The organism is Dickeya sp. MK7 (assembly GCF_000406305.1).
Taxonomy (GTDB): domain Bacteria; phylum Pseudomonadota; class Gammaproteobacteria; order Enterobacterales; family Enterobacteriaceae; genus Dickeya; species Dickeya fangzhongdai.
Genome location: NZ_CM001984.1, coordinates 2,887,514 through 2,909,497, shown reverse-complemented (window position 1 = coordinate 2,909,497; position 21,984 = coordinate 2,887,514). Strand labels below are relative to the sequence as shown.

General features: G+C 57.9%; 19 protein-coding genes. 11 read left to right on the top strand and 8 right to left on the bottom strand.

What is annotated here, in order from left to right; genetic code table 11:
* Positions 1-65: 65 nt before the first annotated feature.
* Positions 66-1,343 carry a tyrosine--tRNA ligase gene (gene tyrS / locus DXXMK7_RS12620; protein ID WP_038669566.1) on the top strand — a complete coding sequence of 426 codons (1,278 nt, stop codon included), beginning with the start codon at positions 66-68 and terminating at the stop codon, positions 1,341-1,343.
* 200 nt (positions 1,344-1,543) lie between these two features.
* Positions 1,544-2,404 (top strand): pyridoxal kinase PdxY, encoded by an 861-nt coding sequence (gene pdxY, locus DXXMK7_RS12615; RefSeq protein WP_038921018.1) that lies wholly within the window; start codon positions 1,544-1,546, stop codon positions 2,402-2,404.
* 74 nt (positions 2,405-2,478) lie between these two features.
* Here the strand turns inward: pdxY and gstA are convergent, their stop codons facing one another.
* Entirely contained in the window at positions 2,479-3,093 is a 615-nt protein-coding gene (gene gstA, locus DXXMK7_RS12610) for a glutathione transferase GstA (RefSeq protein WP_038919410.1), read from the bottom strand.
* A 454-nt stretch (positions 3,094-3,547) separates the two neighbouring features.
* Here gstA and acnA point away from each other — a divergent pair, with 454 nt between their 5' ends.
* Together acnA and DXXMK7_RS12600 are read left to right on the top strand one after the other, a co-directional pair.
* Positions 3,548-6,241 (top strand): aconitate hydratase AcnA, encoded by a 2,694-nt coding sequence (acnA, locus tag DXXMK7_RS12605; protein ID WP_038919409.1) that lies wholly within the window; start codon positions 3,548-3,550, stop codon positions 6,239-6,241.
* Positions 6,242-6,645: 404 nt separating this feature from the next.
* Positions 6,646-8,265 (top strand): ABC transporter substrate-binding protein, encoded by a 1,620-nt coding sequence (locus DXXMK7_RS12600; protein ID WP_038919407.1) that lies wholly within the window; start codon positions 6,646-6,648, stop codon positions 8,263-8,265.
* 58 nt (positions 8,266-8,323) lie between these two features.
* Here DXXMK7_RS12600 and ribA read toward each other — a convergent pair whose 3' ends face one another.
* On the bottom strand, positions 8,324-8,917 hold the full coding sequence (gene ribA, locus DXXMK7_RS12595; protein WP_038919406.1) for a GTP cyclohydrolase II: 594 nt from the start codon (positions 8,915-8,917) through the stop codon (positions 8,324-8,326).
* 255 nt (positions 8,918-9,172) lie between these two features.
* Here ribA and pgpB point away from each other — a divergent pair, with 255 nt between their 5' ends.
* From pgpB to yciH, 5 genes are all read left to right on the top strand, one after another.
* Positions 9,173-9,943: a phosphatidylglycerophosphatase B gene (pgpB, locus tag DXXMK7_RS12590; RefSeq protein ID WP_038919405.1), complete on the top strand. Its 771-nt coding sequence runs from the start codon at positions 9,173-9,175 to the stop codon at positions 9,941-9,943.
* Between the two features lie 202 nt (positions 9,944-10,145).
* Complete coding sequence (locus DXXMK7_RS12585; protein ID WP_038919404.1) at positions 10,146-10,454, top strand: LapA family protein; 309 nt, start codon at positions 10,146-10,148, stop codon at positions 10,452-10,454.
* 11 nt (positions 10,455-10,465) lie between these two features.
* The gene (lapB, locus tag DXXMK7_RS12580; RefSeq protein ID WP_038919401.1) at positions 10,466-11,635 is read left to right on the top strand and encodes a lipopolysaccharide assembly protein LapB; all 1,170 of its coding nucleotides are present in this window, start codon (positions 10,466-10,468) and stop codon (positions 11,633-11,635) included.
* 153 nt (positions 11,636-11,788) lie between these two features.
* The gene (gene pyrF, locus DXXMK7_RS12575) at positions 11,789-12,547 is read left to right on the top strand and encodes an orotidine-5'-phosphate decarboxylase (RefSeq protein ID WP_049842399.1); all 759 of its coding nucleotides are present in this window, start codon (positions 11,789-11,791) and stop codon (positions 12,545-12,547) included.
* Entirely contained in the window at positions 12,547-12,873 is a 327-nt protein-coding gene (gene yciH / locus DXXMK7_RS12570) for a stress response translation initiation inhibitor YciH (RefSeq protein WP_038919399.1), read from the top strand. Before pyrF ends, yciH begins: the two co-directional genes overlap by 1 nt.
* Before the next feature lie 83 nt (positions 12,874-12,956).
* On the opposite strand, the gene osmB is transcribed toward yciH, so the two are convergent.
* Positions 12,957-13,172, bottom strand: coding sequence for an osmotically-inducible lipoprotein OsmB (gene osmB, locus DXXMK7_RS12565; protein WP_038668285.1), 216 nt, complete (start codon positions 13,170-13,172; stop codon positions 12,957-12,959).
* 330 nt (positions 13,173-13,502) lie between these two features.
* Here osmB and araD point away from each other — a divergent pair, with 330 nt between their 5' ends.
* Together araD and kdgT are read left to right on the top strand one after the other, a co-directional pair.
* Positions 13,503-14,198, top strand: a complete 696-nt coding sequence (gene araD / locus DXXMK7_RS12560) for an L-ribulose-5-phosphate 4-epimerase (RefSeq protein WP_038921017.1) — start codon at positions 13,503-13,505, stop codon at positions 14,196-14,198.
* 385 nt (positions 14,199-14,583) lie between these two features.
* Complete coding sequence (kdgT, locus tag DXXMK7_RS12555; protein WP_038919397.1) at positions 14,584-15,600, top strand: 2-keto-3-deoxygluconate transporter; 1,017 nt, start codon at positions 14,584-14,586, stop codon at positions 15,598-15,600.
* A gap of 87 nt (positions 15,601-15,687) precedes the next feature.
* On the opposite strand, the gene DXXMK7_RS12550 is transcribed toward kdgT, so the two are convergent.
* From DXXMK7_RS12550 to DXXMK7_RS12530, 5 genes are all read right to left on the bottom strand, one after another.
* Positions 15,688-17,754 carry a carbon starvation CstA family protein gene (locus DXXMK7_RS12550; RefSeq protein ID WP_038919396.1) on the bottom strand — a complete coding sequence of 689 codons (2,067 nt, stop codon included), beginning with the start codon at positions 17,752-17,754 and terminating at the stop codon, positions 15,688-15,690.
* A gap of 397 nt (positions 17,755-18,151) precedes the next feature.
* Positions 18,152-19,069, bottom strand: coding sequence for an aldo/keto reductase family oxidoreductase (locus tag DXXMK7_RS12545; protein ID WP_038919395.1), 918 nt, complete (start codon positions 19,067-19,069; stop codon positions 18,152-18,154).
* Between the two features lie 105 nt (positions 19,070-19,174).
* On the bottom strand, positions 19,175-21,106 hold the full coding sequence (locus DXXMK7_RS12540; protein WP_038919394.1) for an exoribonuclease II: 1,932 nt from the start codon (positions 21,104-21,106) through the stop codon (positions 19,175-19,177).
* Between the two features lie 141 nt (positions 21,107-21,247).
* Entirely contained in the window at positions 21,248-21,721 is a 474-nt protein-coding gene (locus tag DXXMK7_RS12535; protein ID WP_038919391.1) for a DUF2335 domain-containing protein, read from the bottom strand.
* Entirely contained in the window at positions 21,708-21,914 is a 207-nt protein-coding gene (locus tag DXXMK7_RS12530; protein ID WP_038919390.1) for a hypothetical protein, read from the bottom strand. Before DXXMK7_RS12530 ends, DXXMK7_RS12535 begins: the two co-directional genes overlap by 14 nt.
* Positions 21,915-21,984: the final 70 nt, after the last annotated feature.

The window sequence follows — 21,984 nt, the reverse complement described above, 5'->3', positions numbered from 1 at the left end:
TTCTTTCGCCAAAGAGGCGAAAAGTCGTGTACCGGCAAAGGTGCAGTCGTTTATACATGGAGACTTTGATGGCAAGCAATCTGATTCAACAATTGCAAGAGCGGGGCCTGGTGGCCCAGGTAACGGACGAGGGCGCGTTAGCAGAGCGACTGGCGCAGGGGCCAATTGCACTGTATTGCGGCTTTGATCCGACTGCCGACAGCTTGCATTTGGGACATCTGGTGCCACTGCTGTGCCTGAAACGCTTTCAGATGGCCGGTCACAAACCGGTGGCGCTGGTGGGCGGCGCGACGGGGCTTATCGGCGATCCGAGTTTCAAAGCCGCCGAGCGTAAGCTGAATACCGAAGATACGGTGCAGGAGTGGGTGGAAAAGATCCGCCGTCAGGCGGCGCCGTTCCTGGATTTCGACTGCGGCGACAACAGCGCCGTGGCGGCCAACAACTATGACTGGTTCGGCTCCATGAACGTGCTGACGTTTCTGCGCGATATCGGCAAGCACTTCTCCGTCAACCAGATGATCAACAAAGAAGCGGTCAAACAGCGCCTGAACCGGGACGATGTGGGTATTTCGTTCACCGAGTTCTCCTACAACCTGCTGCAGGGCTATGACTTCGCCTCGCTGAACGCGCTGCACGGCGTGGAGTTGCAGATTGGCGGTTCCGACCAGTGGGGCAACATCACCTCCGGGATCGACCTGACCCGCCGTCTGCATCAGAAACAGGTATTCGGCCTGACCGTTCCGTTGATCACCAAGTCTGACGGCACCAAGTTCGGCAAAACCGAAAGCGGCGCGGTATGGCTGGATCCGAAGAAAACCAGTCCGTACAAGTTCTACCAGTTCTGGATCAACACCGCTGACGCTGACGTATACCGGTTCCTGAAATTCTTCACCTTCCTCGACATTGAAACGATTAATGCGCTGGAAGAGGAAGACAAGAACAGCGGCGTGGCGCCGCGCGCTCAGTATGTGCTGGCGGAAGAAGTGACCCGTCTGGTGCACGGCGAAGAGGGATTGACCGCGGCCAAGCGCATCACCCAGAGTCTGTTTAATGGCAACCTGAGCGACCTGACCGAAGCGGATTTCGCGCAGCTGGCGCAGGACGGCGTGCCGATGGTTGAGCTGGCGACAGGCGCTGACCTGCAGCAGGCGCTGGTGGATTCCGAATTGCAGCCTTCCCGTGGACAGGCGCGCAAGACCATCGCCTCCAACGCCATTACTATCAACGGCGAGAAGCAGTCGGATCCGGAATACGCCTTCACGGGCGCCGACCGTCTGTTCGGCCGTTACACCCTGCTGCGCCGGGGCAAGAAAAACTATTGTCTGGTCTGCTGGAAAGACTGATTGATCCATCAAAGGGAGCGAAATGCTCCCTTTGTTTTTAGGTGCGTTCCCCACCATGATGGGCGACGGGCCGACAACACCGGATAGTGCCGTATCGGTTACGCGCCGAGCGGCGCAACAAAAGCAACACGCGGTTTTATAGCAAGCTGCTTTATAAAAACAAGCACATCGCATTTGAGCAGGCAAGGGTAGTCACTTTCATGAAAAACATACTGTCGATTCAGTCTCACGTGGTTTTCGGTCATGCCGGCAACAGCGCGGCGGAGTTTCCCATGCGCCGGATGGGCGTGAATGTCTGGCCGTTGAATACCGTGCAATTTTCCAACCATACCCAATATGGTCAGTGGACCGGTTGCGTGATGCCGGCCGATCATCTGACCGAGATTGCTCAGGGCATCAGTAATATCGATCATCTGAAGGACTGCGATGCAGTATTGAGCGGGTATATCGGTTCGCCGGAGCAGGGCGGGCATATTCTGGAAGTGGTACGCCGGGTGAAAGCCGCCAATCCGCGCGCCATCTACTTCTGCGACCCGGTAATGGGGACGCCGGAAAAAGGTTGTATCGTACCGGCGGGCGTGACCGATTTTCATTGTAATCAGTCACTGCTGGCGAGCGATATGATTGCCCCCAACCTGCCGGAGCTGGAACTGCTGAGCGGCCGCAGCGTGCATACGGTGGATGAGGCGGTGCAGGCCAGCCGCGAGCTGTGCCGGCGCGGGCCGAAGCTGGTGCTGGTCAAGCATCTGAGCCGCGCTGCCGCCAGTAAGGACAGTTTTGAGATGCTGCTGGTGACGCCGGAAGATGCCTGGCATATCCAGCGTCCGCTGGTGGATTTCGGGCCGCGCCAGCCGGTTGGCGTGGGCGACCTGACCAGCGGTCTGCTGCTGGTGAATCTGCTGAAAGGCGTTGCGCCGGAAAAAGCGCTGGAACATACCACCGCGGCGGTCTATGAAGTGATGCTGGTGACGAAAGAAATGGAGCAGTACGAACTGCAACTGGTGGCGGCACAGGATGGCATTGTGCAGCCACGCCATCATTTCCAGGCCGTTCGTCTCTAAACGACCATCAGCTCAACAACGGGGCGTGGCGTCCCGTTGTGTTCCTCTGTCTTGTACCCTGCTATCAGGGGGCGTCAGTATTTGACGTCAAGCCCTTCCGCCGTCAGCGCTTTTTCCACCGCCGGCCGCCCGGATACTCGTTCCAGATAAGCCGTCAGCGCCGGGAACTGAATCAGGTCGAATTTCAGATCGTGCGCCCAGCGACAGATGGTGAACAGGTAGGCGTCGGCGACGCCAAAGCGGTTGCCCACCAGATAGTCGTGTTCGCTCAATACCTGGTTCAGATAGCGGAAACGTTGCTCCAGATAGCTTTTCAGCAAATCTTTGTACAGCTCCGGCGTGCCGGGGCGGAACAGCGGCGTGAAGGACTTGTGCAGTTCAGTGGAGATGTAAGCCAGCCACTCGATGGCGCGGTAATGATGAATCGTGCTGGACGGCGCGATCAGATTGTATTGCGGTGCTTTGTCCGCCAGATACAGGGCGATGGCAATGGTTTCCGTCAGAATGGTGCCGTCATCCAACGCCAGCGCCGGCACCAGGCCTTTCGGGTTGATCAGCAGGTAATCATCTCCCTGCTCGGTTTTTTTGGTGCGCAGGTCGACTTTCACCAGCGTGAACTTGGTCCGGGTCTCGTGCAGAATAATGTGAGGAAACAGTGAGCAACTTCCCGGTTTGTAATAGAGTTTCATTCGCCATTCCTTCAGTAAACGTCTTTGCGGTGAGTCGCAGTGTCAGGTAAAGGTGTTAACAACGGTAAACGTTTTCACACGATCGTGTAAATCATATTGCAATAAATCAGTAGGGCTGGCTGTGCGCGGCATCGCAAGATAAGAGTGCTGTGAAATCAACGTACTGCCGGGCCATCGCTTTCTCCCGACATCCTTGTCCAGGGATAAACTGTCTCCTTTCTGTTGTTATCGGTTGCATCGCGGGAATATTCACTCTCGCGTGTGGCTTATCTTGCTATCCAATATGTTGCAAATGCGTTAATCACAGTTTGTGTTATCTTTAAATAAGCGATACCTATCGCCGTAAGGCGATGCAACACCGATGGTTTTTAGCCATCTGATCATTTTGCAGCCATATCTGTGTGGCGTTCGCTGACGTGTGTCCGCCGTGCAGGTTGCCTGTCGGGGAGAAATCATGTCATCTCAATCTTATCGTGATGCTTGTCTCGCTACCCTTACGGTCCACAAGCAAACTTACCAATACTGGCGTTTACCGCTGGCGGCGCAACGGCTGGGGAACCTTGATCGGCTACCCAAGTCGTTGAAGATTCTGCTGGAGAATCTGCTGCGCCATCTGGACGGCGACACGGTGCAGGAAGCCGATCTGCAGGCGCTGGCGGACTGGCAGCGCGACGGTCATGCGGACCGCGAAATCACCTTTCATCCCGCCAGAGTGCTGATGCAGGATTTTACCGGCGTGCCGGCGGTGGTGGATCTGGCGGCGATGCGCGACGCGGTGCAGCGGCTGGGCGGGCAGGTCAGCCGGGTGAATCCGTTGACGCCGGTGGATCTGGTCATCGACCATTCGGTCACGGTGGATCATTTCGGCGATGAACACGCGCTGGTGGAAAACACTCGTCTGGAGATGACCCGCAACCACGAGCGTTACGCTTTTCTGCGCTGGGGACAAAAAGCCTTCCGGCATTTTCGCGTAGTACCGCCGGGCACCGGTATCTGCCATCAGGTCAATCTGGAGTATCTGGCGAAGGCGGTCTGGAGTCGGCAGCAGGACGATGTGCTGCTGGCTTACCCGGATACGCTGGTCGGCACCGATTCGCACACCACCATGATCAATGGGCTTGGCGTGCTGGGCTGGGGCGTCGGCGGTATCGAGGCGGAAGCGGCGATGCTGGGTCAGCCGGTTTCGATGTTGATCCCCGATGTGGTCGGGGTGCGGTTGAGCGGCAAATTGCGCGAAGGCATCACCGCCACCGATTTGGTGCTGACGGTGACCCAGATGCTGCGCCAGCACGGCGTGGTGGGGAAATTTGTCGAATTTTTCGGTGACGGTCTGGACCATCTGCCGCTGGCGGATCGCGCCACGTTGGCTAACATGGCGCCGGAGTACGGCGCTACCTGCGGTTTTTTTCCGATCGACGACATCACGCTGGATTACCTGCGGCTGACCAACCGCGGCGACGAGCAGGTCGCGCTGGTGGAGGCGTATTGCCGCGAGCAGGGCCTGTGGCGCCATCCAGGGGATGAGCCACGTTTCAGCAGTGTGCTGGAACTGGACATGGCGAGCGTTGAAACCAGTCTGGCCGGCCCCAAACGGCCGCAGGATCGGGTGACGCTGGCCGAGGCGCCGCGTGCGTTCAACGCCAGCCGGGAACTGGAGCTGACGACGGAAAACCAGGCGGCAGGCACATCGTCAACGCAGGAAAAGGACGAGCCAACGCGGCTGGCGCATGGCGCGGTGGTGATCGCCGCCATCACCTCTTGTACCAACACCTCGAACCCCAGCGTACTGATTGCGGCGGGATTGCTGGCGCGTAATGCCGTTATGCGCGGGCTGAAGGTTAAACCCTGGGTGAAAACCTCGCTGGCGCCCGGCTCCCGGGTGGTGTCAGACTATCTGGAACTGGCCAGGTTGACCGAACCGCTGGCGCAATTGGGTTTTCATCTGGTGGGATATGGTTGTACCACCTGCATCGGCAATTCCGGGCCGTTGCCGGAAGCCATCGAAAGCGCCATTCGTGAGGATGACCTGACCGTGGCGGCGGTGTTGTCCGGTAACCGTAACTTTGAAGGGCGCATTCATCCGCTGGTCAAAACCAACTGGCTGGCCTCGCCGCCGTTGGTGGTGGCCTACGCGCTGGCCGGGAACATGTCCCTGGACCTGACCCGCGATCCGCTGGGTGAGGACGCGCAGGGGCAGCCGGTTTATCTGCGCGATATCTGGCCGTCTGCCGACGCGGTGGCGGATACGGTACAGACGGTCAGCGCCGGGCTGTTCAGTAAAGCCTATGCGTCGGTGTTTGATGGCACGCCCGAATGGCAGGCAATCGAGGTGGGCGAGGAGCAGACCTACCACTGGCCGGCGGACTCCACCTACATTCGGCGTACGCCGTTCTTCGACGATATGCAGAAAACACCCGCGCCGGTGCAGGATATTCGCGGCGCGCACATTCTGGCGATGCTGGGCGATTCGGTCACCACCGATCATATCTCGCCCGCAGGCAGCATCCGGCCTGACAGCCCGGCCGGGCGTTATCTGCAAGATCAGGGCGTCGCGCCGTCGGCGTTTAACGCTTACGGCGCGCGACGCGGCAACCATGAGGTGATGATGCGCGGCACCTTTGCCAATGTGCGCATCCGCAACGATATGGTGCCGGGCAAAGAGGGCGGTTTCACCCGGCATGTGCCGTCGCAGGAGGTGACAACGATCTATGACGCGGCGGTACGCTACCGCGAGCAGCACATACCACTGGCGGTGATCGCCGGGAAGGAGTATGGCTCGGGTTCCAGCCGCGACTGGGCAGCCAAAGGCCCGCGCCTGCTGGGCGTGCGGGTGGTGATTGCCGAGTCGTTTGAGCGTATTCACCGCTCTAACCTGATTGGAATGGGGATTTTGCCGCTGGAGTTTTTGAATGGCGAAAGCCGCAAAACGCTACACCTGACCGGCGACGAGCGGATTGAGGTCCTTGATCTGTCAGACCTGACGCCGGGGGCGACGGTTGCGGTGACGATCACCCGACCGGATGGCGAGTCCCAGATGATTCAGACCCGCTGTCGTATCGATACCGCCACCGAACTGACCTATTTCCGCCATGACGGCATTTTGCACTACGTTATTCGCCGTATGCTTGGTGATTCGCCGCATACCTGATGCCTGAAAGGCCCCAGTCTTCTGTCTGCCATCAGCCTCCATCCGGGGGCTGATTTTTTTGCCATTGTGGCGGTGCCGCGGGAATTGTGCATTGCGCACTTGTACTGACCACTCGGATGCAGTATTAGTGTTTCATGGCTTAATGCCATGATTCATAACATAAAATTATCACACCCCAAATAGTTCGAGTTGTAGGATAAAACGCTCGCGTTTTGAGCAGCATATGCGTTGGTCCTTCAGGGCAAGGCGCATTACAAGCTTTGTAACGCGGCGACGCAGCGAATCCCCCGTGAGTTGGCGACAGACGTGAGTGGGGGACGCAGCGTTGAACGCGGACCTGATAAGGCGAGTCACCAAGCCAACGCACCTGTAACCTGAAGTATGGCGGGATAGAGGAGCAAGGAATGACGATAGACAAGGGTTGGCTGGCATCAATACTGGGTGTATTGAGCCTTACTGCGGTTTCGGTACAGGCGGCTGTGGTGCCTGCCAGCGTACAACTGGCGGATAAACAGGAACTGGTGCGCGCCAACGGTTCTGAACCCGCGTCGCTGGACCCGCATAAAGTGGAAAGCGACGTAGAAGGTAACCTGATCCACGATTTTTTCGAAAAACTGGTGTCGGTGCGCGATGACGGCACCGTGATGCCGGGCCTGGCGGATCGCTGGGAAAATAAAGATAACCAGGTCTGGACTTTCCATCTGCGCCCGGGGTTGAAATGGTCGGACGGCAGCCCGATCACCGCCGATGACGTGGTGTTCAGCTGGCAGCGTCTGGTGGATCCCAAAACATTGTCGCCGTACCAAACATATGTCAGCAGTATGCATGTGCTGAACGCCGCCGACATCATCGACGGCAAAAAGAGCCCGCAGGAACTGGGCATCAAGGCGCTGGACAAACAGACCGTACAGGTAACGCTGGATCAGCCGCTGTCCTATTTTCTGCCGATGGTGGATCACTATGTGATGATCACCGTCCCTAAAGCGGCGATTGAGAAATTCGGCGACAAGTGGACCCAGACCGCCAATTTTGTCGGCAGCGGCCCGTTTATTCCCTCCGAGTGGGTGGTTAACGAACGCATCACCGCCAAGCGTAACCCCAACTATTGGGATAATGCCCACACCGTGCTGAACAAGGTGACGTATCTGGTGATTGTTTCCAATACCGCCGAAGTGAACCGCTATAAAGCCGGGGAAGTGGACGCGACTTACACTATGCCCAATCAGTTGTTTAAATCGCTGAAAGAAGAATTGCCGAATGAAGTGAAAGTCACGCCTTATCTCTCAACTTACCTCTACCGCTTCAATACTCAGAAACCGCCGTTTAATGACGCACGAGTCAGACGCGCGCTGGATCTGGCGCTGGATAAGAGCGTGATTGCCGACAAGGTGCTGGGGCAAGGCCAGGTGCCGGCTTATAACTATGTGCCGCGCGGTATGGCCGGCTATACCAGCAATCAGCCGGAATGGGCCGCTTGGACGCAGCAGCAGCGCAATGCCGAAGCGAAAAAGCTGCTGAAGGAAGCGGGCTACGACGAAAGCCATCCGCTGAAATTCCAGTTGCTGTACAACACCTCCGAATCGCACCAGAAGATCGCCATCGCCGCCGCGTCAATGTGGAAGCAGAATCTCGGCGCGGAAGCCACCTTGTTGAATCAGGAATGGAAAACGCTGCTGGATACCTCTCGTACCGGCAACTTCGAGGTGGTGAGAAGCTCCTGGGGCGCCGACTATAACGAGCCGACGACCTATTTCGATACCCTGCGCGCCAACGACAGCAACAACACCGGCAAATTCAATGATAAAGCCTATGATGAGGTGCTGGATAAAGCGGTGAAAGCGTCGTCGCTGGATGACCGCAGCAAACTCTATCATCAGGCAGAGGCTATCCTGCAACAGCAGATGCCGCTGATCCCGATTTACTACTACGTGCGCAGCCAGATGGTGAAGCCGTATGTGGGCGGGTTCCAACCCGATTTGAAAGGGGATTACTACAGTAAGGATATTTACATTATCAAGCATTGATGATGACACGCCAGGCGGGCGACCGCCTGGCGAGATGGCACGTATTTGGTGATGATACTTATTCGGTGTCCAGCAGGTGGCCCATCTTGGCCGCTTTGGTCGCCAGATAATGCTCGTTTTTCGGGTTGCGGCCGACAATCAGCGGCACGCGCTCCACGATGTTGATGCCCGCTTCGCTCAGGATCGTCACCTTTTTCGGGTTGTTGGTGAGCAGACGTACCGCTTCCACGTTCAACAGTTTGAACATGTCGGCGCACAGCGTGAAGTCACGCTCGTCAGCGGCAAAGCCCAGTTGATGGTTGGCTTCCACCGTGTCGGCGCCCTGATCCTGCAAGGCATAAGCCCGGATCTTGTTCAACAGCCCGATGTTGCGCCCTTCCTGACGGTGATACAGCAGTACGCCGCGTCCTTCTTCGGCAATGTGATTCAGGGCAGCTTCCAGTTGAAAACCGCAATCACAACGCAGGCTAAACAGTGCATCACCGGTCAAACATTCAGAGTGTACTCTGGCCAGTACTGGCTCGGGACTGGAAATATCGCCATAAACCAACGCCAGGTGATCGCGCCCGGTCGCCGTTTCCTCGAATCCTACCATCAGGAAATCGCCCCACGGGGTGGGTAGTTTGGCTTCCGCCACCCGTTTTAGCTGCATGTTAATCTCCAACGCATAAATGATGAATTCCCGTTCCTCACAGGAAGAGAATTACGTATCGACGTCACCGGGCTATAACCCCGGCAGCGGGGTGGTCAGCCGTTCGCTGACCGGTGGCTGAATGATTCGGGATAATCGTGGTGTCGTTGACATAACTGACAAGTATTTTACGTCATACTGACAACTGATGTCCCCTTTTTTGATAAAATTGTGAAAATTTTGTTCTAATATCCTGCTGAATTATAGGGAGAAATAATGCACGACCTGGTCAGACGCATTCTGATTGGCACAATATCATTGATGGTGTTGCCCGTGTTGGTCTGGACGACGGGATGGCAGTGGCAGCCGACCGTGTCGGGGTGGTGGCTTAAGCCCTTGTTCTGGATGACGGAAACCGTGTCGGCGCCCTGGGGAATACTGACCAGCGTGGTGTTGTCGGCCTGGTTTTTATGGTTGCTGCGGGTGCGTATTCGCCCGGCGTTGGTGTTGGTAGCGATACTGCTCGCCTGCGTGGCGCTGGGGCAGGGCGTTAAATCGGTCATGAAAAACTGGGCGCAGGAAGCCCGGCCGTTCGTAGTCTGGCTGGAACAGGCGCACCAGGTGGATGACCGCTATTTTTATTCACTGCCGGCCAGCGCGCGCGCCAGCCTGTTGGAACAGCAACTGCAGCAGGAATCACAACTGCCGCCGTGGCAGCGTCAGCATTGGCAGGAACAGGCTGATTATTCTTTCCCGTCCGGTCATGCCATGTTTGCCGCCACCTGGGCGTTGCTGGCGGTAGGATTGCTGTGGACCCGACGTCATTATGTGACGGTATTGTTAACCATTTTGTGGGCGAACAGTGTTATCGGCAGTCGACTGGCGCTGGGGATGCACTGGCCGCAGGATTTGGCGACCGCCACCCTGATTAGCGCCGGGTTGGCGGTGGTTGCCGTGTGGCTGGCGCAGCGTTGGTGTGGTCCGTTGTTCGCCGCCGCTGTGCCGCAGGCCGCAACCTATCACAAGCCTGCACGCCCGGACGCCTGAGCGGTCACGTTCGTCGAACAGAAGGATGCCGGCGTTGGTCCGACATCCTTCTGCACATCGCTCGCTGTGCGCCGTCATCCGTTTTTCCCTCCGCTATTCCCGTTAGCGTTTCCCCTCCGATGAGGAAATGTTAAGTTAATAGGGTTCACTGCCGAAATTTGGCATAATTCATCCGTTTAAGGCGATATCACAGGAAGCGAACGTGAAATATATGCTGATTTTTTTTCTGGTGCTGGCGGTATTCATCGTATCGATTACGCTGGGAGCGCATAACGATCAGGTTATTACCTTCAACTATCTGCTGGCGCAGGGGGAATACCGGTTGTCGACGTTGCTGGCGACGCTATTTGCCGCCGGTTTTGCGCTCGGCTGGGTGATCTGCGGCCTGTTTTATCTGCGTCTGCGCATTGCGCTGGGGCGCGAACAACGTAAAATCAAACGTCTTGAGCAGCAACTGCCTGCCCCGGAGAACGCCAGCAGCGCCCCCTCCGCTGAGTCAGCTACCCACTAAGGATCGCTTCCATGCTAGAACTGCTGTTTCTGTTGCTGCCGGTTGCCGCCGCCTATGGCTGGTATATGGGGCGCAGGAGTGCACAGCAGGACAAACAGGACGAAACCAACCGCCTGTCGCGCGAATACGTCACCGGGGTTAACTTTCTGTTGTCCAACCAGCAGGATAAGGCCGTCGAGCTGTTCCTCGACATGCTCAAGGATGACAGCAACACCTTCGAAGCTCACCTGACCCTCGGCAATCTGTTCCGCTCGCGCGGCGAGGTGGATCGCGCCATCCGCATTCATCAGGCGCTGACCGAAAGCGCTTCCCTCAGTTTTGAACAGCGACTGCTGGCGGTGCAGCAACTGGGGCGCGATTACATGGTTGCCGGGCTGTACGACCGCGCCGAAGAAATCTTCAAACAACTGGTAGACGAAGAAGACTTTCGCGTCAGTGCGTTACAGCAACTGCTGCAGATTCACCAGTCCACCAGCGACTGGCCGAACGCCATCGATACCGCCGAAAAACTGGTCAAACTGGGCAAAACGCAGTTGCGCAGCGAAATCGCCCATTTCTATTGCGAGCAGTCGCTACAGGCGATGGGCAGCGATGATCTCGACAAGGCGATGGCGATGCTGAAAAAGGCCTCCGCTGCGGATAACCAGTGCGCCCGCGTGTCTATCATGCTGGGGCGTATCTATATGGCGCAGCAAAATTATGCCCAGGCTGTCGCCGTGCTGCAGCAGGTTCTGGAGCAGGATACGGAGTTGGTCAGTGAAACGCTGCCAATGCTGCAGGAGTGCTATCGTCACTTACAGCAGCCGGAAAACTGGGCGGCGTTTCTGCGTCGCTGCGTTGAAGAGAAAAGCGGTTCCACCGCGGACCTGATGATGGCTGATGTGCTCGAACAGTACGAAAGTAGCGAATCGGCCCAGACTTACGTCACCCGCCAGTTGCAGCGCCATCCCACCATGCGGGTGTTCCATCGGTTGATCGATTACCACCAGCGTGAAGCGGAAGATGGCCGCGCTAAGGAAAGCCTGCTGGTGCTGCGCAACATGGTTGGCGAGCAGATTCAGTCCAAGCCGCGCTATCGCTGTCACAAATGCGGCTTCACGTCGCAGTCGCTCTACTGGCATTGCCCTTCCTGTCGCACCTGGGCCAGCGTGAAACCTATCCGGGGGCTGGACGGGGAATAGACTCCCCGTCGTGCATCGTGGTTTGTCGTCCGTTCTATTAGTTACAACATACTAATGAACCTGCCACCCGGCGCGTCGGTCAGGCTATCGCGCGGTTTGGCATTTACCGGCAGGGGCGGGTAGAATGCGCGGCGGAAATGATTTAACTCACTCATGCTTAACGACGGGATCATACCAGTGAACGGCTCAAACACCTCTTCGAATACCACGGTTACAGGTTCTCCGATTATTGTTGCGCTGGATTACGCCGATCAGCGTGCGGCCTATGACTTTGTCGATCGCATCGACCCGAAAGACTGCCGGTTGAAGGTCGGCAAAGAGATGTTCACGCTGTTTGGGCCGCAGTTGGTCAAAGACCTGCAACAACGCGGCTTTGAGGTGTTTCTCGATCTCAAGTTTCACGATATTCCCAATACCACGGCCAGAGCCGTAGCCGCCGCTGCGGAGCTGGGAGTGTGGATGGTCAATGTGCACGCCAGCGGCGGCGCACGTATGATGACGGCGGCGCGTGAAGCGCTGACGCCGTTTGGCAGCGATGCGCCGCTGCTGATTGCGGTGACGGTGCTGACCAGCATGGATGACGCGGATCTGCAGGGGCTGGGGATTACCCTGTCACCCGCGGAGCAGGCGGAGAAACTGGCGCGGCTGACGCAACAATGCGGTCTGGATGGCGTGGTGTGTTCCGCCCATGAGGCCGTGCGGTTGAAGCAGGCCTGCGGCGCGGATTTCCGACTGGTGACGCCGGGGATTCGCCCGGCGGGCAGCGATGCGGGCGATCAGCGCCGCATTATGACGCCGCAGCAGGCGCAGCAGGCCGGGGTGGATTACATGGTGATTGGTCGTCCGATTACGCAGTCTGCCGAGCCAGCCCAGACGCTGAAAACTATTCTGGCTTCGCTGGGAGGCCAATAATGCGTGACGACAACAGCCGTCTGGTGTATTCCACCGCAACCGGGCGTATTGATGAGCCCGCAGCAAAAACGGCCCGTCCGAAAGGGGACGGTATTGTTCGGATTCAGCGTCAGACCAGCGGACGCAAGGGTAAGGGCGTGTGCCTGATTACCGGTATCGATCTGGATGACGCGGCGCTGGAAACGTTGGCGGCGGAATTGAAAAAGAAGTGTGGCTGCGGCGGCGCGCTGAAGGATGGCGTGATCGAAATCCAGGGCGACAAGCGCGATCAACTCAAACTGCTGCTAGAAGCCAAAGGCATGAAGGTCAAGCTGGCCGGGGGTTAAGTCATGCTGCGCCGCGATATGCTGGCTGAAGAGTGAAAACAGTACAGGCTCCCGCGGGAGCCTGTTTGATTTTGTGGCGCGAGTTATTTGGTGGTCTGGTGACCGATGACGCCGCCCACCGCTGCGCCGCCAACGGTGCCGAGCGCGCTGCCGTTGGTCAGCACCGCGCCGCCGAGTGCGCCGATGCCGGCGCCGATGGCGGTATTACGCTGACGCTTGTTCATGCCCGCGCAGCCCGCCAGCGTGCTGACTATCACCATAGCCAGTACGGCTGCTGTAAATTTTTTATTGATTTGCATGGTTATTCTCCTGTTGTTCTCGTTCCATGATCTGCATAACCGCAGGCATGGAAAATCTTGTCGTAACCCGAAGTCAGCTTATGACATCGCGGTTACCTGCTGTGTGTTACCTGGCTGCCAGTATAATTACCGGCTGGGGCCGTAACAGGTGAAAAACTCTTAATTCACAGTGCCCTGACGGCGTTTGCCCATCTTTTGTCAAAAGCCCGTGTCGGCTCGATCCCTTTCCTGTGGTCCCAGCAGAACGCAGCCTGCTTTTCAGCCATTCAGCCCATACCTGCGCCGGTAGCCGGAAGTGAGAATAAAGCAAATCACACAGGAGGGCGGATGATGTTGGAAGAACTGAAAATTCAGGTGCTTGAAGCCAATCTGGCTTTGCCCCGGCATCAGTTGGTGACCTTCACCTGGGGGAATGTCAGCGCGGTGGACCGCGAGCGTGGTCTGATGGTGATCAAGCCCTCGGGCGTGGAGTACGACGTCATGACTGCGCAGGATATGGTGGTGGTGGAGCTGGAAACCGGCCGGGTGGTGGAAGGCCAGCGCAAACCCTCGTCCGATACCGACACCCACCGCGTGTTGTATCTGGCTTTTGCATCGCTGGGCGGTATTGTCCATACCCATTCCCGGCATGCCACCATCTGGGCGCAGGCCGGGAAAGATTTGCCGCCGTGGGGCACCACCCACGCCGATTATTTTTACGGCCCGATTCCCTGTACCCGGTTGATGACCGAAGCGGAAATCAACGGTCGCTACGAATGGGAAACCGGACAGGTCATTGTAGACACTTTCCGCGAGCGCGGCCTGTCGCCGCAGGATATCCCGGCGGTGCTGGTCAATGCGCACGGTCCGTTCGCCTGGGGAACCGACGCGCATAACGCGGTACATAACGCGGTGGTGCTGGAAGAGATCGCTTATATGGGCATTTTCTCGCGCCAGTTAACCCCGGCGCTGGAGCCGATGCAGGCGGCGTTGCTGGATAAACACTATCTGCGCAAGCACGGCAAAAACGCGTACTACGGGCAGTGAGAATCTGAGCGTTCGTCGGTGCGTGGCGTGGCTGACGAACGTAACGATATTTTCACCTCGTTTGATGAGGTTTGGTCTATTTCGTCCTCTTCACTGTGATATAAATGAAATAATGATCTGTAAAAATAGAAACGTTGTTTTATTTATTTGCAGGCGATCACTTTTATCCCCTGACTAAACGACTACCTTCAGCAGTGAGAAGTGTATGGGCTGTGTCCCCCAGGAGTCGTTTTCTTCGTCGTCGCGCTGACGATGCATGTGCATGGATGTGGCGCAGCCCGGCCTTCGGGTGGGCTGAACGGGCGGTATCCGTCATGATGAGGATCATGACGGGTGGCGTCTGTATTGCTCATGGTTTCTGTCCCTTTTTCAGGCAATGAATCCTATGCATATCAAGCGTTCTATCGAAAAGATTCCGGGTGGCATGATGCTGGTGCCGTTGTTCCTCGGCGCGCTGTGCCATACCTTTGCGCCGGGGGCCGGCAAGTATTTCGGGTCCTTTACCAACGGGTTGATCAGCGGTACGGTGCCGATTCTGGCGGTGTGGTTCTTCTGTATGGGGGCGTCGATTCGACTGAGCGCCACCGGCACGGTGCTGCGTAAATCCGGCACGCTGGTCGTAACGAAAATTGCCGTGGCCTGGGTCGTCGCGGCGGTAGCTTCGCGCATTCTGCCGGAACACGGGGTGGAAGCGGGATTTTTTGCCGGGTTGTCCACGCTGGCCTTGGTGGCGGCGATGGACATGACCAACGGCGGGTTGTACGCCTCGATCATGCAGCAGTACGGCACCAAAGAGGAGTCGGGCGCGTTCGTGCTGATGTCGCTGGAGTCCGGCCCGCTGATGACGATGGTGATCCTGGGCACCGCCGGCATTGCCTCGTTTGAACCGCATGTGTTTGTCGGCGCGGTGCTGCCGTTTCTGGTGGGGTTTGCGCTGGGGAATCTGGATCCGGAATTACGTGACTTTTTCAGCCGTGCGGTACAGACATTGATCCCGTTCTTTGCCTTCGCGCTCGGTAATACCATCGATCTGAGCGTCATTGCTCAAACCGGGCTGCTGGGGGTATTGCTGGGAATTTCGGTGATTATTATCACCGGCATTCCGCTGATAGTGGCGGACAAAGTGCTGGGCGGCGGTGACGGTACCGCGGGCATTGCCGCATCCAGCTCGGCGGGCGCGGCGGTGGCGACGCCGGTGCTGATTGCAGAAATGGTTCCGGCGTTTAAGCCGGTGGCGCCGGCCGCCACCACGCTGGTGGCGACGTCGGTGATTGTCACCTCCGTTCTGGTGCCGATCATCACCGCGATGTGGTCAAAACGTGTTAAAGGCGGCGATGGCACGGTGCCGCAGGAAGACGCGGCGGAAGAGAAGGCGGAGCAACAGCAGGCGGCGCATCGTTAAATGCCGGTCACGCCTCCTCCGTAAAAGAGGAGGCGTGCTCCGCCAGCGGAAACGCCCGGTGGGCATCAACGTTGGCGGGTACGGCTATCAGCCGTTATGCGCTTCCTGACGCCATGCCGCCGTTGTTTCGTGCGTTGTGGGTTTGTCGCTGCGCAGCGCCCGACGGATGGCGAAGAACGCGGCGACCAGCATGGTGACGGCGACCAGCATGAAGAAACCGCACAGGACGGCGTTAATCTGGTTGCTGAACACAATGGTCGCCATATCCTGCATGTTTTTCGCCGGGGCGATCAGCGTGCCGGATTCGATGCCGGTGGAGAAACGTTTGGCCTGCGCCAGAAAACCGATGCTGGGTTTTTCGTGGAAAATCTTCTGCCAGCCGGCGGTCATCGACGTGATGAACAGCCAGGCGGTAGGCAGCATCGTCACCCAGGCGTAGCGCTGTTTCTTCATTTTAAACAGCACCACGGTGCCGAGGATCAGCGCCATGGAAGCCAGCATCTGGTTACCGATGCCGAACAGCGGCCACAGCGTGTTGATGCCGCCCAGCGGGTCGATCACGCCCTGATAGACGAAGAATCCCCAGCCGGCCACCGCCACGGTGGTCCCGGACATATTGCCCAGCCAGGAGTGGCTCTTGCCCATATTCGGCACCACCAACCCGGCCAAATCCTGCACCATGAACCGGCAGGCGCGGGTACCGGCATCCACGGCGGTAAGAATAAACAGCGCTTCGAACAGAATGGCAAAGTGGTACCAAAACGCCATCATGGCCCGGCTGTTGAAGATCTCCGTGATGATATGCGCCATGCCGACGGCAAAGGTCGGCGCGCCGCCGGCGCGGGACAGAATCGACGCTTCGCCCACGTCTTTGGCGATGTTGGTCAAATCATTCGGCGTGATGACGAAACCCCACCCGCTGATCACCTGCGCGGCGTTTTCCACGGTGGTGCCAATCAGCGCAGCCGGCGCATTCATGGCGAAGTAGACGCCGGGGTCGATCACCGAGGCGCAAATCAGCGCCATGATCGCTACGAAAGATTCCATCAGCATCGCGCCGTAACCGATAAAACGGATATGGCTTTCACGCTCAACCAGCTTGGGCGTGGTGCCGCTGGAGACCAGCGCATGGAAGCCGGAGATGGCGCCGCAGGCGATGGTGATGAACAGGAACGGGAACAGGCTGCCGGAGAACACCGGTCCGCTGCCGTCGATAAAGCGCGAAACCGCAGGCATTTTCAGCTCCGGCATCGCAAACAGAATGCCAATCGCCAGCCCGACGATCACGCCGATCTTCAGGAACGTGGACAGATAGTCACGCGGCGCCAGCAGCAGCCACACCGGCAGTACCGACGCGACAAACCCGTAAATCACCAGCACCCAGGTCAGCGTTGTGCCTTTGAGGGTGAAGAACGGTCCCCAATAGGGATGCGCGGCGATGTCGCCGCCGTAGACAATCGCCATCATCATCAGCACAAAGCCGATCAGCGACACTTCGGCAATCTTGCCCGGCCGCAGGAATCGCATATAGACGCCCATGAACAGCGCAATCGGGATGGTGGCGGCGATCGTGAACATCCCCCACGGGCTGTTGGCCAACGCTTTGACCACTACCAGCGCCAGCGCCGACAGGATGATGATCATGACGCCCAGCGCGCCCAGCATGGTGACTACCCCAGCGAAGGAGCCCAGTTCCTGACGCGCCATTTCACCCAATGAGCGGCCGTCGCGCCGGGTGGAGATAAACAACACCAGAAAATCCTGCACCGCGCCGGCCAGCATGACGCCAATCAAAATCCACAACGTCCCCGGCAGAAAGCCCATCTGTGCGGCCAGAATCGGCCCCACCAGCGGCCCGGCGCCGGCGATGGCGGCAAAATGGTGACCGAACAACACCCATTTGTTGGTCGGAACATAATCCAGCCCGTCGTTGCGGCGCTCGGCCGGGGTCAGACGGCGGTCATCCAGTTCAAACACCCGGCGCGCAATAAACAGACTGTAGAAGCGGTAAGCAATGCTGTAACAGGCGACAGCCGCAATCACCAGCCAGACGGCGTTCACATGCTCACCCCGGTTCAGGGCCAGCATGGCGAACGCCACGGCGCCCGCTATGGCTACGGCAATCCAGATCGATATGTTTTTAATGGTTTTCATCTCACTGACTCCTGACTGGTTGTCATTCCCGGCCGCCGGCGATGCCTGACAGCCTGTCAAGGCGTCGCCTTACGGCGAAACGGATAACGCGAGACATCATAAACACCGGGTCATCGCAGACGCCGGGATATCGATAAACACAGTGATATCAATAAATACCGTGTATCAATAAATAACATAGTGCAGCAGTTAGCCGGCGTAGCCAGAACAAGACAAAAATGTGAACAAAGCTATATTTTTGTTATGAAAACGGTTTTTCGCCGGTTTCCACAGCAGGAAGGGCAGTCGGTGCGCGGTGATGAAATGTGATGTCGGTACAGGCTGAATAACCTGCTGTCAGGGCAAAAGCGCGTAAGCGCGTGGGGATGATACGCCCGGCGAGCGCCGGGCGGAGATTTCAGGGCAGTTTGTTGCCGGCGGCACGGTAGATTTCGTACCACTCCTCGCGGCTGATGCGCAGTTCGGAAGCGGTGGCGATATCTTGCAGACGATGCGGGTCCATACTGCCGACAATCACCTGCATGCTGGCCGGATGGCGCAGAATCCAGGCCGCGGCGAGGGCGGTGGTGGACACGCCGTGCTGCCCGGCGATGTGGCTCAGGGCGGCGTTCAGTTGCGGAAACTTATCATTATCTACGAACACGCCGTCAAAAAAGCCGTACTGGAACGGCGACCACGCCTGAATCGTCATCCCCTGCAACCGGCTGTATTCCAGCACCATGCCGTCGTGGTGGAGTGACGGCGCATGGGTCATATTGACGTTGAGGCCGGCGTCGATCATCGGCGTGTGCATAATGCTGAGCTGCAACTGGTTGGCAATCAGCGGCTGGCGCACCGCGGTTTTCAGCAATTCAACCTGCAACGGATGCTGGTTGCTAACGCCAAAATGGCGCACCTTGCCGCTGGCTTCCAGTTGGTCAAATGCGGCGGCGACTTCGTCCGGCTCGCACAGCGTGTCCGGGCGGTGCAGCAGTAAGGCATCAAGGTAATCGGTATTCAGGCGTTTCAGGCTGCCTTCGACGGCGGCGATGATGTGCGCTTTGGAGAAATCAAAAAAGCCGGGGCGGATACCGCATTTGCTTTGTATCAGCAGTTGGTCGCGGGCGATGCCGGCCTGACGCACTGCGGCGGCGAACACCTCTTCGGAACGCCCGCCGCCGTAGATATCGGCATGGTCAAAGAAATTGATCCCGGCGTCGAGCGCCGTCTGCAACAACGTCACCGCGTCCTGCTGCGTCTTGCCCGCCAGCCGCATGCAGCCCAGCGCAATGTTCGGGACCGACAGGGTACTTTTTCCCAGTGTGATGCTTTTCATGTTCACATCTCCGTTATGTCGCTATGTCTTGTAGGGGGAGGGGCGGCGGTCGATCCGACGATAAAAAAAACGCCACCCGAATGGATGGCGTAGGACTGGCGTGAATCAGGCCGCCGGTTTGGCGATGATGCTGCGGGTTTCGAGCCGCACCTCGGTCAGCATCACCGTCAGGGTGTCGCTCTGACGGTAGACCGGTTCGCCTTTCACCGTGACGATGCCGGTGTCCTGACTGCACACCAGCTCATCGCGCACCGCGTGAATGAACGAGGCCGGAATAAAGGCGGTGGCGCCATTGTCCAGCAACCGCACGCGCAGACCGCCGCGATTCACGTCGATAATCTCGGCGCTAAAACGAGCGTCGGTGCCGGCTTTGCCTTTCAGGAAACGGGCGTACAGCCAGTCGCTGACGTCGCGTTCCGCCATTCGGTTGAGACGGCGGCGCTCGGCCAGTTGCAGCGTCACTTCATCCTGCGGTTTTTCCGCCGGAGTATGCGTGATGATCGCTTTCAGCAACCGGTGGTTGACCATATCGCCGTATTTACGGATCGGCGAGGTCCAGGTGGCGTAAGCCTCCAGCCCCAGACCGAAGTGCGGGCCGGGCGCGGTGCTGATTTCCGCAAATGTCTGGAAGCGGCGAATACGGCTGTCGAGGAACTGGGTCGGCTGGGCGTCCAGTTCGCGGCGTAAAATGCAGAAGCCGTCCAGCGTCAGCAGTTGCTGAGCATCGGCCTGAATACCGTTGCTTTCCAGTACCGCTACCGCCTGATCGATGCTGATCGGGTCGAAACCGTTGTGGACGTTGTAGATGCCAAAGCCCAGTTCGTCGCGCAATACCTGTGCCGCGCAGACGTTGGCGGCGATCATCGCTTCTTCCACGATGCGGTTGGCGATACGACGCGGTTCGGTGACGATATCCAGCACCTCGCCGTTTTCACCCAGCAGGAAACGGTAGTCCGGACGGTCGCGGAAAACCAGTGCGTGGGTGGTTCGCCAGGCGCTCCGGGCCTGACACACGCGATGCAGCAGGCGGATCTGGCCGGCGATATTATCGCTTTCCGGCTGCCAGTCGCCCTGTTGCTCCAGCCAGTCGGACACCTCGTCGTACACCAGTTTGGCGCGCGACTCGATCCAGGCGGCAAAGAAGCGAATCTGGCTCAGCGCGCCGTCGGCGGCGATCGTCATACGGCAGGCCAGCACCGGGCGACGTTCGTTCGGGCGCAGCGAGCAGATGTCGTCCGACAGGTGACGCGGCAGCATCGGAATATTGAAGCCGGGCAGGTAGTTGGTGAACGCGCGCTGACGGGCGATGGCGTCCAGCTCGCTGTCGGCGCGCACGTAGGCGGTCGGATCGGCGATTGCCACGGTCATGTCCAGCGTGCCGTCGCCGTTGTCCTGCACATACAGCGCGTCATCCATATCTTCGGTACTGGCGCTGTCGATGGTGACGAAGTCCAGCCCGGTCAGGTCTTCACGTTCAAGCTGGCCGTCGTCGAGATCGGCCGCGTCTGCGTCCGGCGCAACGCGTTCCAGATTATGGCGCGACAGCGTCACCCACCAGGGCGCCAGCGGGTCGTCGCCGGTGGTAATGTACTGCGTCAGATCGGCAAAAAATCCACGGTCGCCTTTCAGCGGATGGCGGCGCATTTCCGCTACCGCCCAGTCGCCTTCTTTAAAGTCCTGCTCAACCCCGCGCGCAGGGCGGCAGGGAATGGCGTCTTTCAGCAGCGGATGGTCCGGCACGATGGACAGACGGTCGTCTTTTTTCTGCACCCGACCGACAAAACGGGTCAGGAACGGTTCCACCAGCGTTTCCGGCTCGGCGATTTCACGTTCTTTCTCGGTATGCAGCGTGGCGATGATGCGGTCGCCGTGCATCACTTTCTTCATGTGCGGCGGCGGGATGAAATAGCTCTTCTGCGCGTCGGCTTCAAGAAAACCGAATCCTTTGTCGGTGGCTTTGACGATGCCTTCCGCTCGTGGCGTCTGAGAGTGGAGTTGCTGTTTAAGCTGCGCAAGCAGCGGATTGTCTTGAAACATAGCGTCCAGAATTGCGGTTAATAGTGGCTTTAGCGGCAGACAGTTTTACGCGAATCGGCCGCTGGCGGCAAGCGTTGCTGCACATGAATAGCCTGCGCAAGGCAGGTATGGTCGGGCCAAGTCTTGGGGTGTGCTGGTGGGTTACTCGCTGTTATTGGAAGGACGATATCTTCCAATAACAAACACTGAAGCCAGTCCGATTAAATCAAGGGTGATTAACGTCCCGGCAAATACCATTTCGCCCTTCCAGGCAAAAAGAGTTGCGATCACCAAGATAGTCATAGTAATGGCAAACGCCATCCATTGACCACGTTTGTCTCTGCTCATCTCACCGTCAAGACTCTTTTCAGTAATACGATGGCGATGAGCTTGCTCCCGCTCGCTTTTTGCCATGATCCTTTCAGCACCGTCTGGTACGATGTCGTTGTATTCCCTCAACATTTCTGGAGGGGGAAGAGGTCCACGGAAGAATGTGGAAGAAACCATGGCCTTGATCTGCGGCCGATCAAGCAGACGTTCAAGAAATATCGGGTTTTCAATCAGAGTGGACTCGACTTTTTCGGCAAGTGCTCGGGCTTCTTCATTTTCGCTATTATGCGTATCAGCGTTTTGCAATGCCTGATTCGATTCCTTTTTTTCTTCCGTATGCATTCATTGCTACTCTTAGGTCGTCGCCTATGGCCTGAAAATCACTGGCCATTCTTTCAGCATCGTTTTTCTTACCGATGTCTGCCAAATAGTCTGTCGCTGGCATCAGATCTAAAATGCTGCCGGCGGCGCGAAGATACCTGCGGGTTGCCTTCAACATGTTTTATCTCCTTGGGACCACAATTATTAAACCCTTCTTTTTAATCTTACTTGAGTATGGCGTGGTTGCA

Excerpts from the sequence above, each read along its gene's own strand:
- pdxY (WP_038921018.1), top strand. The coding sequence starts at position 1,544 with ATGAAAAACATACTGTCGATTCAGTCTCACGTGGTTTTCGGTCATGCC.
- gstA (WP_038919410.1), bottom strand. The coding sequence starts at position 3,093 with ATGAAACTCTATTACAAACCGGGAAGTTGCTCACTGTTTCCTCACATT.
- acnA (WP_038919409.1), top strand. The coding sequence starts at position 3,548 with ATGTCATCTCAATCTTATCGTGATGCTTGTCTCGCTACCCTTACGGTC.
- DXXMK7_RS12600 (WP_038919407.1), top strand. The coding sequence starts at position 6,646 with ATGACGATAGACAAGGGTTGGCTGGCATCAATACTGGGTGTATTGAGC.
- ribA (WP_038919406.1), bottom strand. The coding sequence starts at position 8,917 with ATGCAGCTAAAACGGGTGGCGGAAGCCAAACTACCCACCCCGTGGGGC.
- pgpB (WP_038919405.1), top strand. The coding sequence starts at position 9,173 with ATGCACGACCTGGTCAGACGCATTCTGATTGGCACAATATCATTGATG.
- lapB (WP_038919401.1), top strand. The coding sequence starts at position 10,466 with ATGCTAGAACTGCTGTTTCTGTTGCTGCCGGTTGCCGCCGCCTATGGC.
- pyrF (WP_049842399.1), top strand. The coding sequence starts at position 11,789 with ATGCTTAACGACGGGATCATACCAGTGAACGGCTCAAACACCTCTTCG.
- yciH (WP_038919399.1), top strand. The coding sequence starts at position 12,547 with ATGCGTGACGACAACAGCCGTCTGGTGTATTCCACCGCAACCGGGCGT.
- osmB (WP_038668285.1), bottom strand. The coding sequence starts at position 13,172 with ATGCAAATCAATAAAAAATTTACAGCAGCCGTACTGGCTATGGTGATA.
- araD (WP_038921017.1), top strand. The coding sequence starts at position 13,503 with ATGTTGGAAGAACTGAAAATTCAGGTGCTTGAAGCCAATCTGGCTTTG.
- kdgT (WP_038919397.1), top strand. The coding sequence starts at position 14,584 with ATGCATATCAAGCGTTCTATCGAAAAGATTCCGGGTGGCATGATGCTG.
- DXXMK7_RS12550 (WP_038919396.1), bottom strand. The coding sequence starts at position 17,754 with ATGAAAACCATTAAAAACATATCGATCTGGATTGCCGTAGCCATAGCG.
- DXXMK7_RS12545 (WP_038919395.1), bottom strand. The coding sequence starts at position 19,069 with ATGAAAAGCATCACACTGGGAAAAAGTACCCTGTCGGTCCCGAACATT.
- DXXMK7_RS12540 (WP_038919394.1), bottom strand. The coding sequence starts at position 21,106 with ATGTTTCAAGACAATCCGCTGCTTGCGCAGCTTAAACAGCAACTCCAC.
- DXXMK7_RS12530 (WP_038919390.1), bottom strand. The coding sequence starts at position 21,914 with ATGTTGAAGGCAACCCGCAGGTATCTTCGCGCCGCCGGCAGCATTTTA.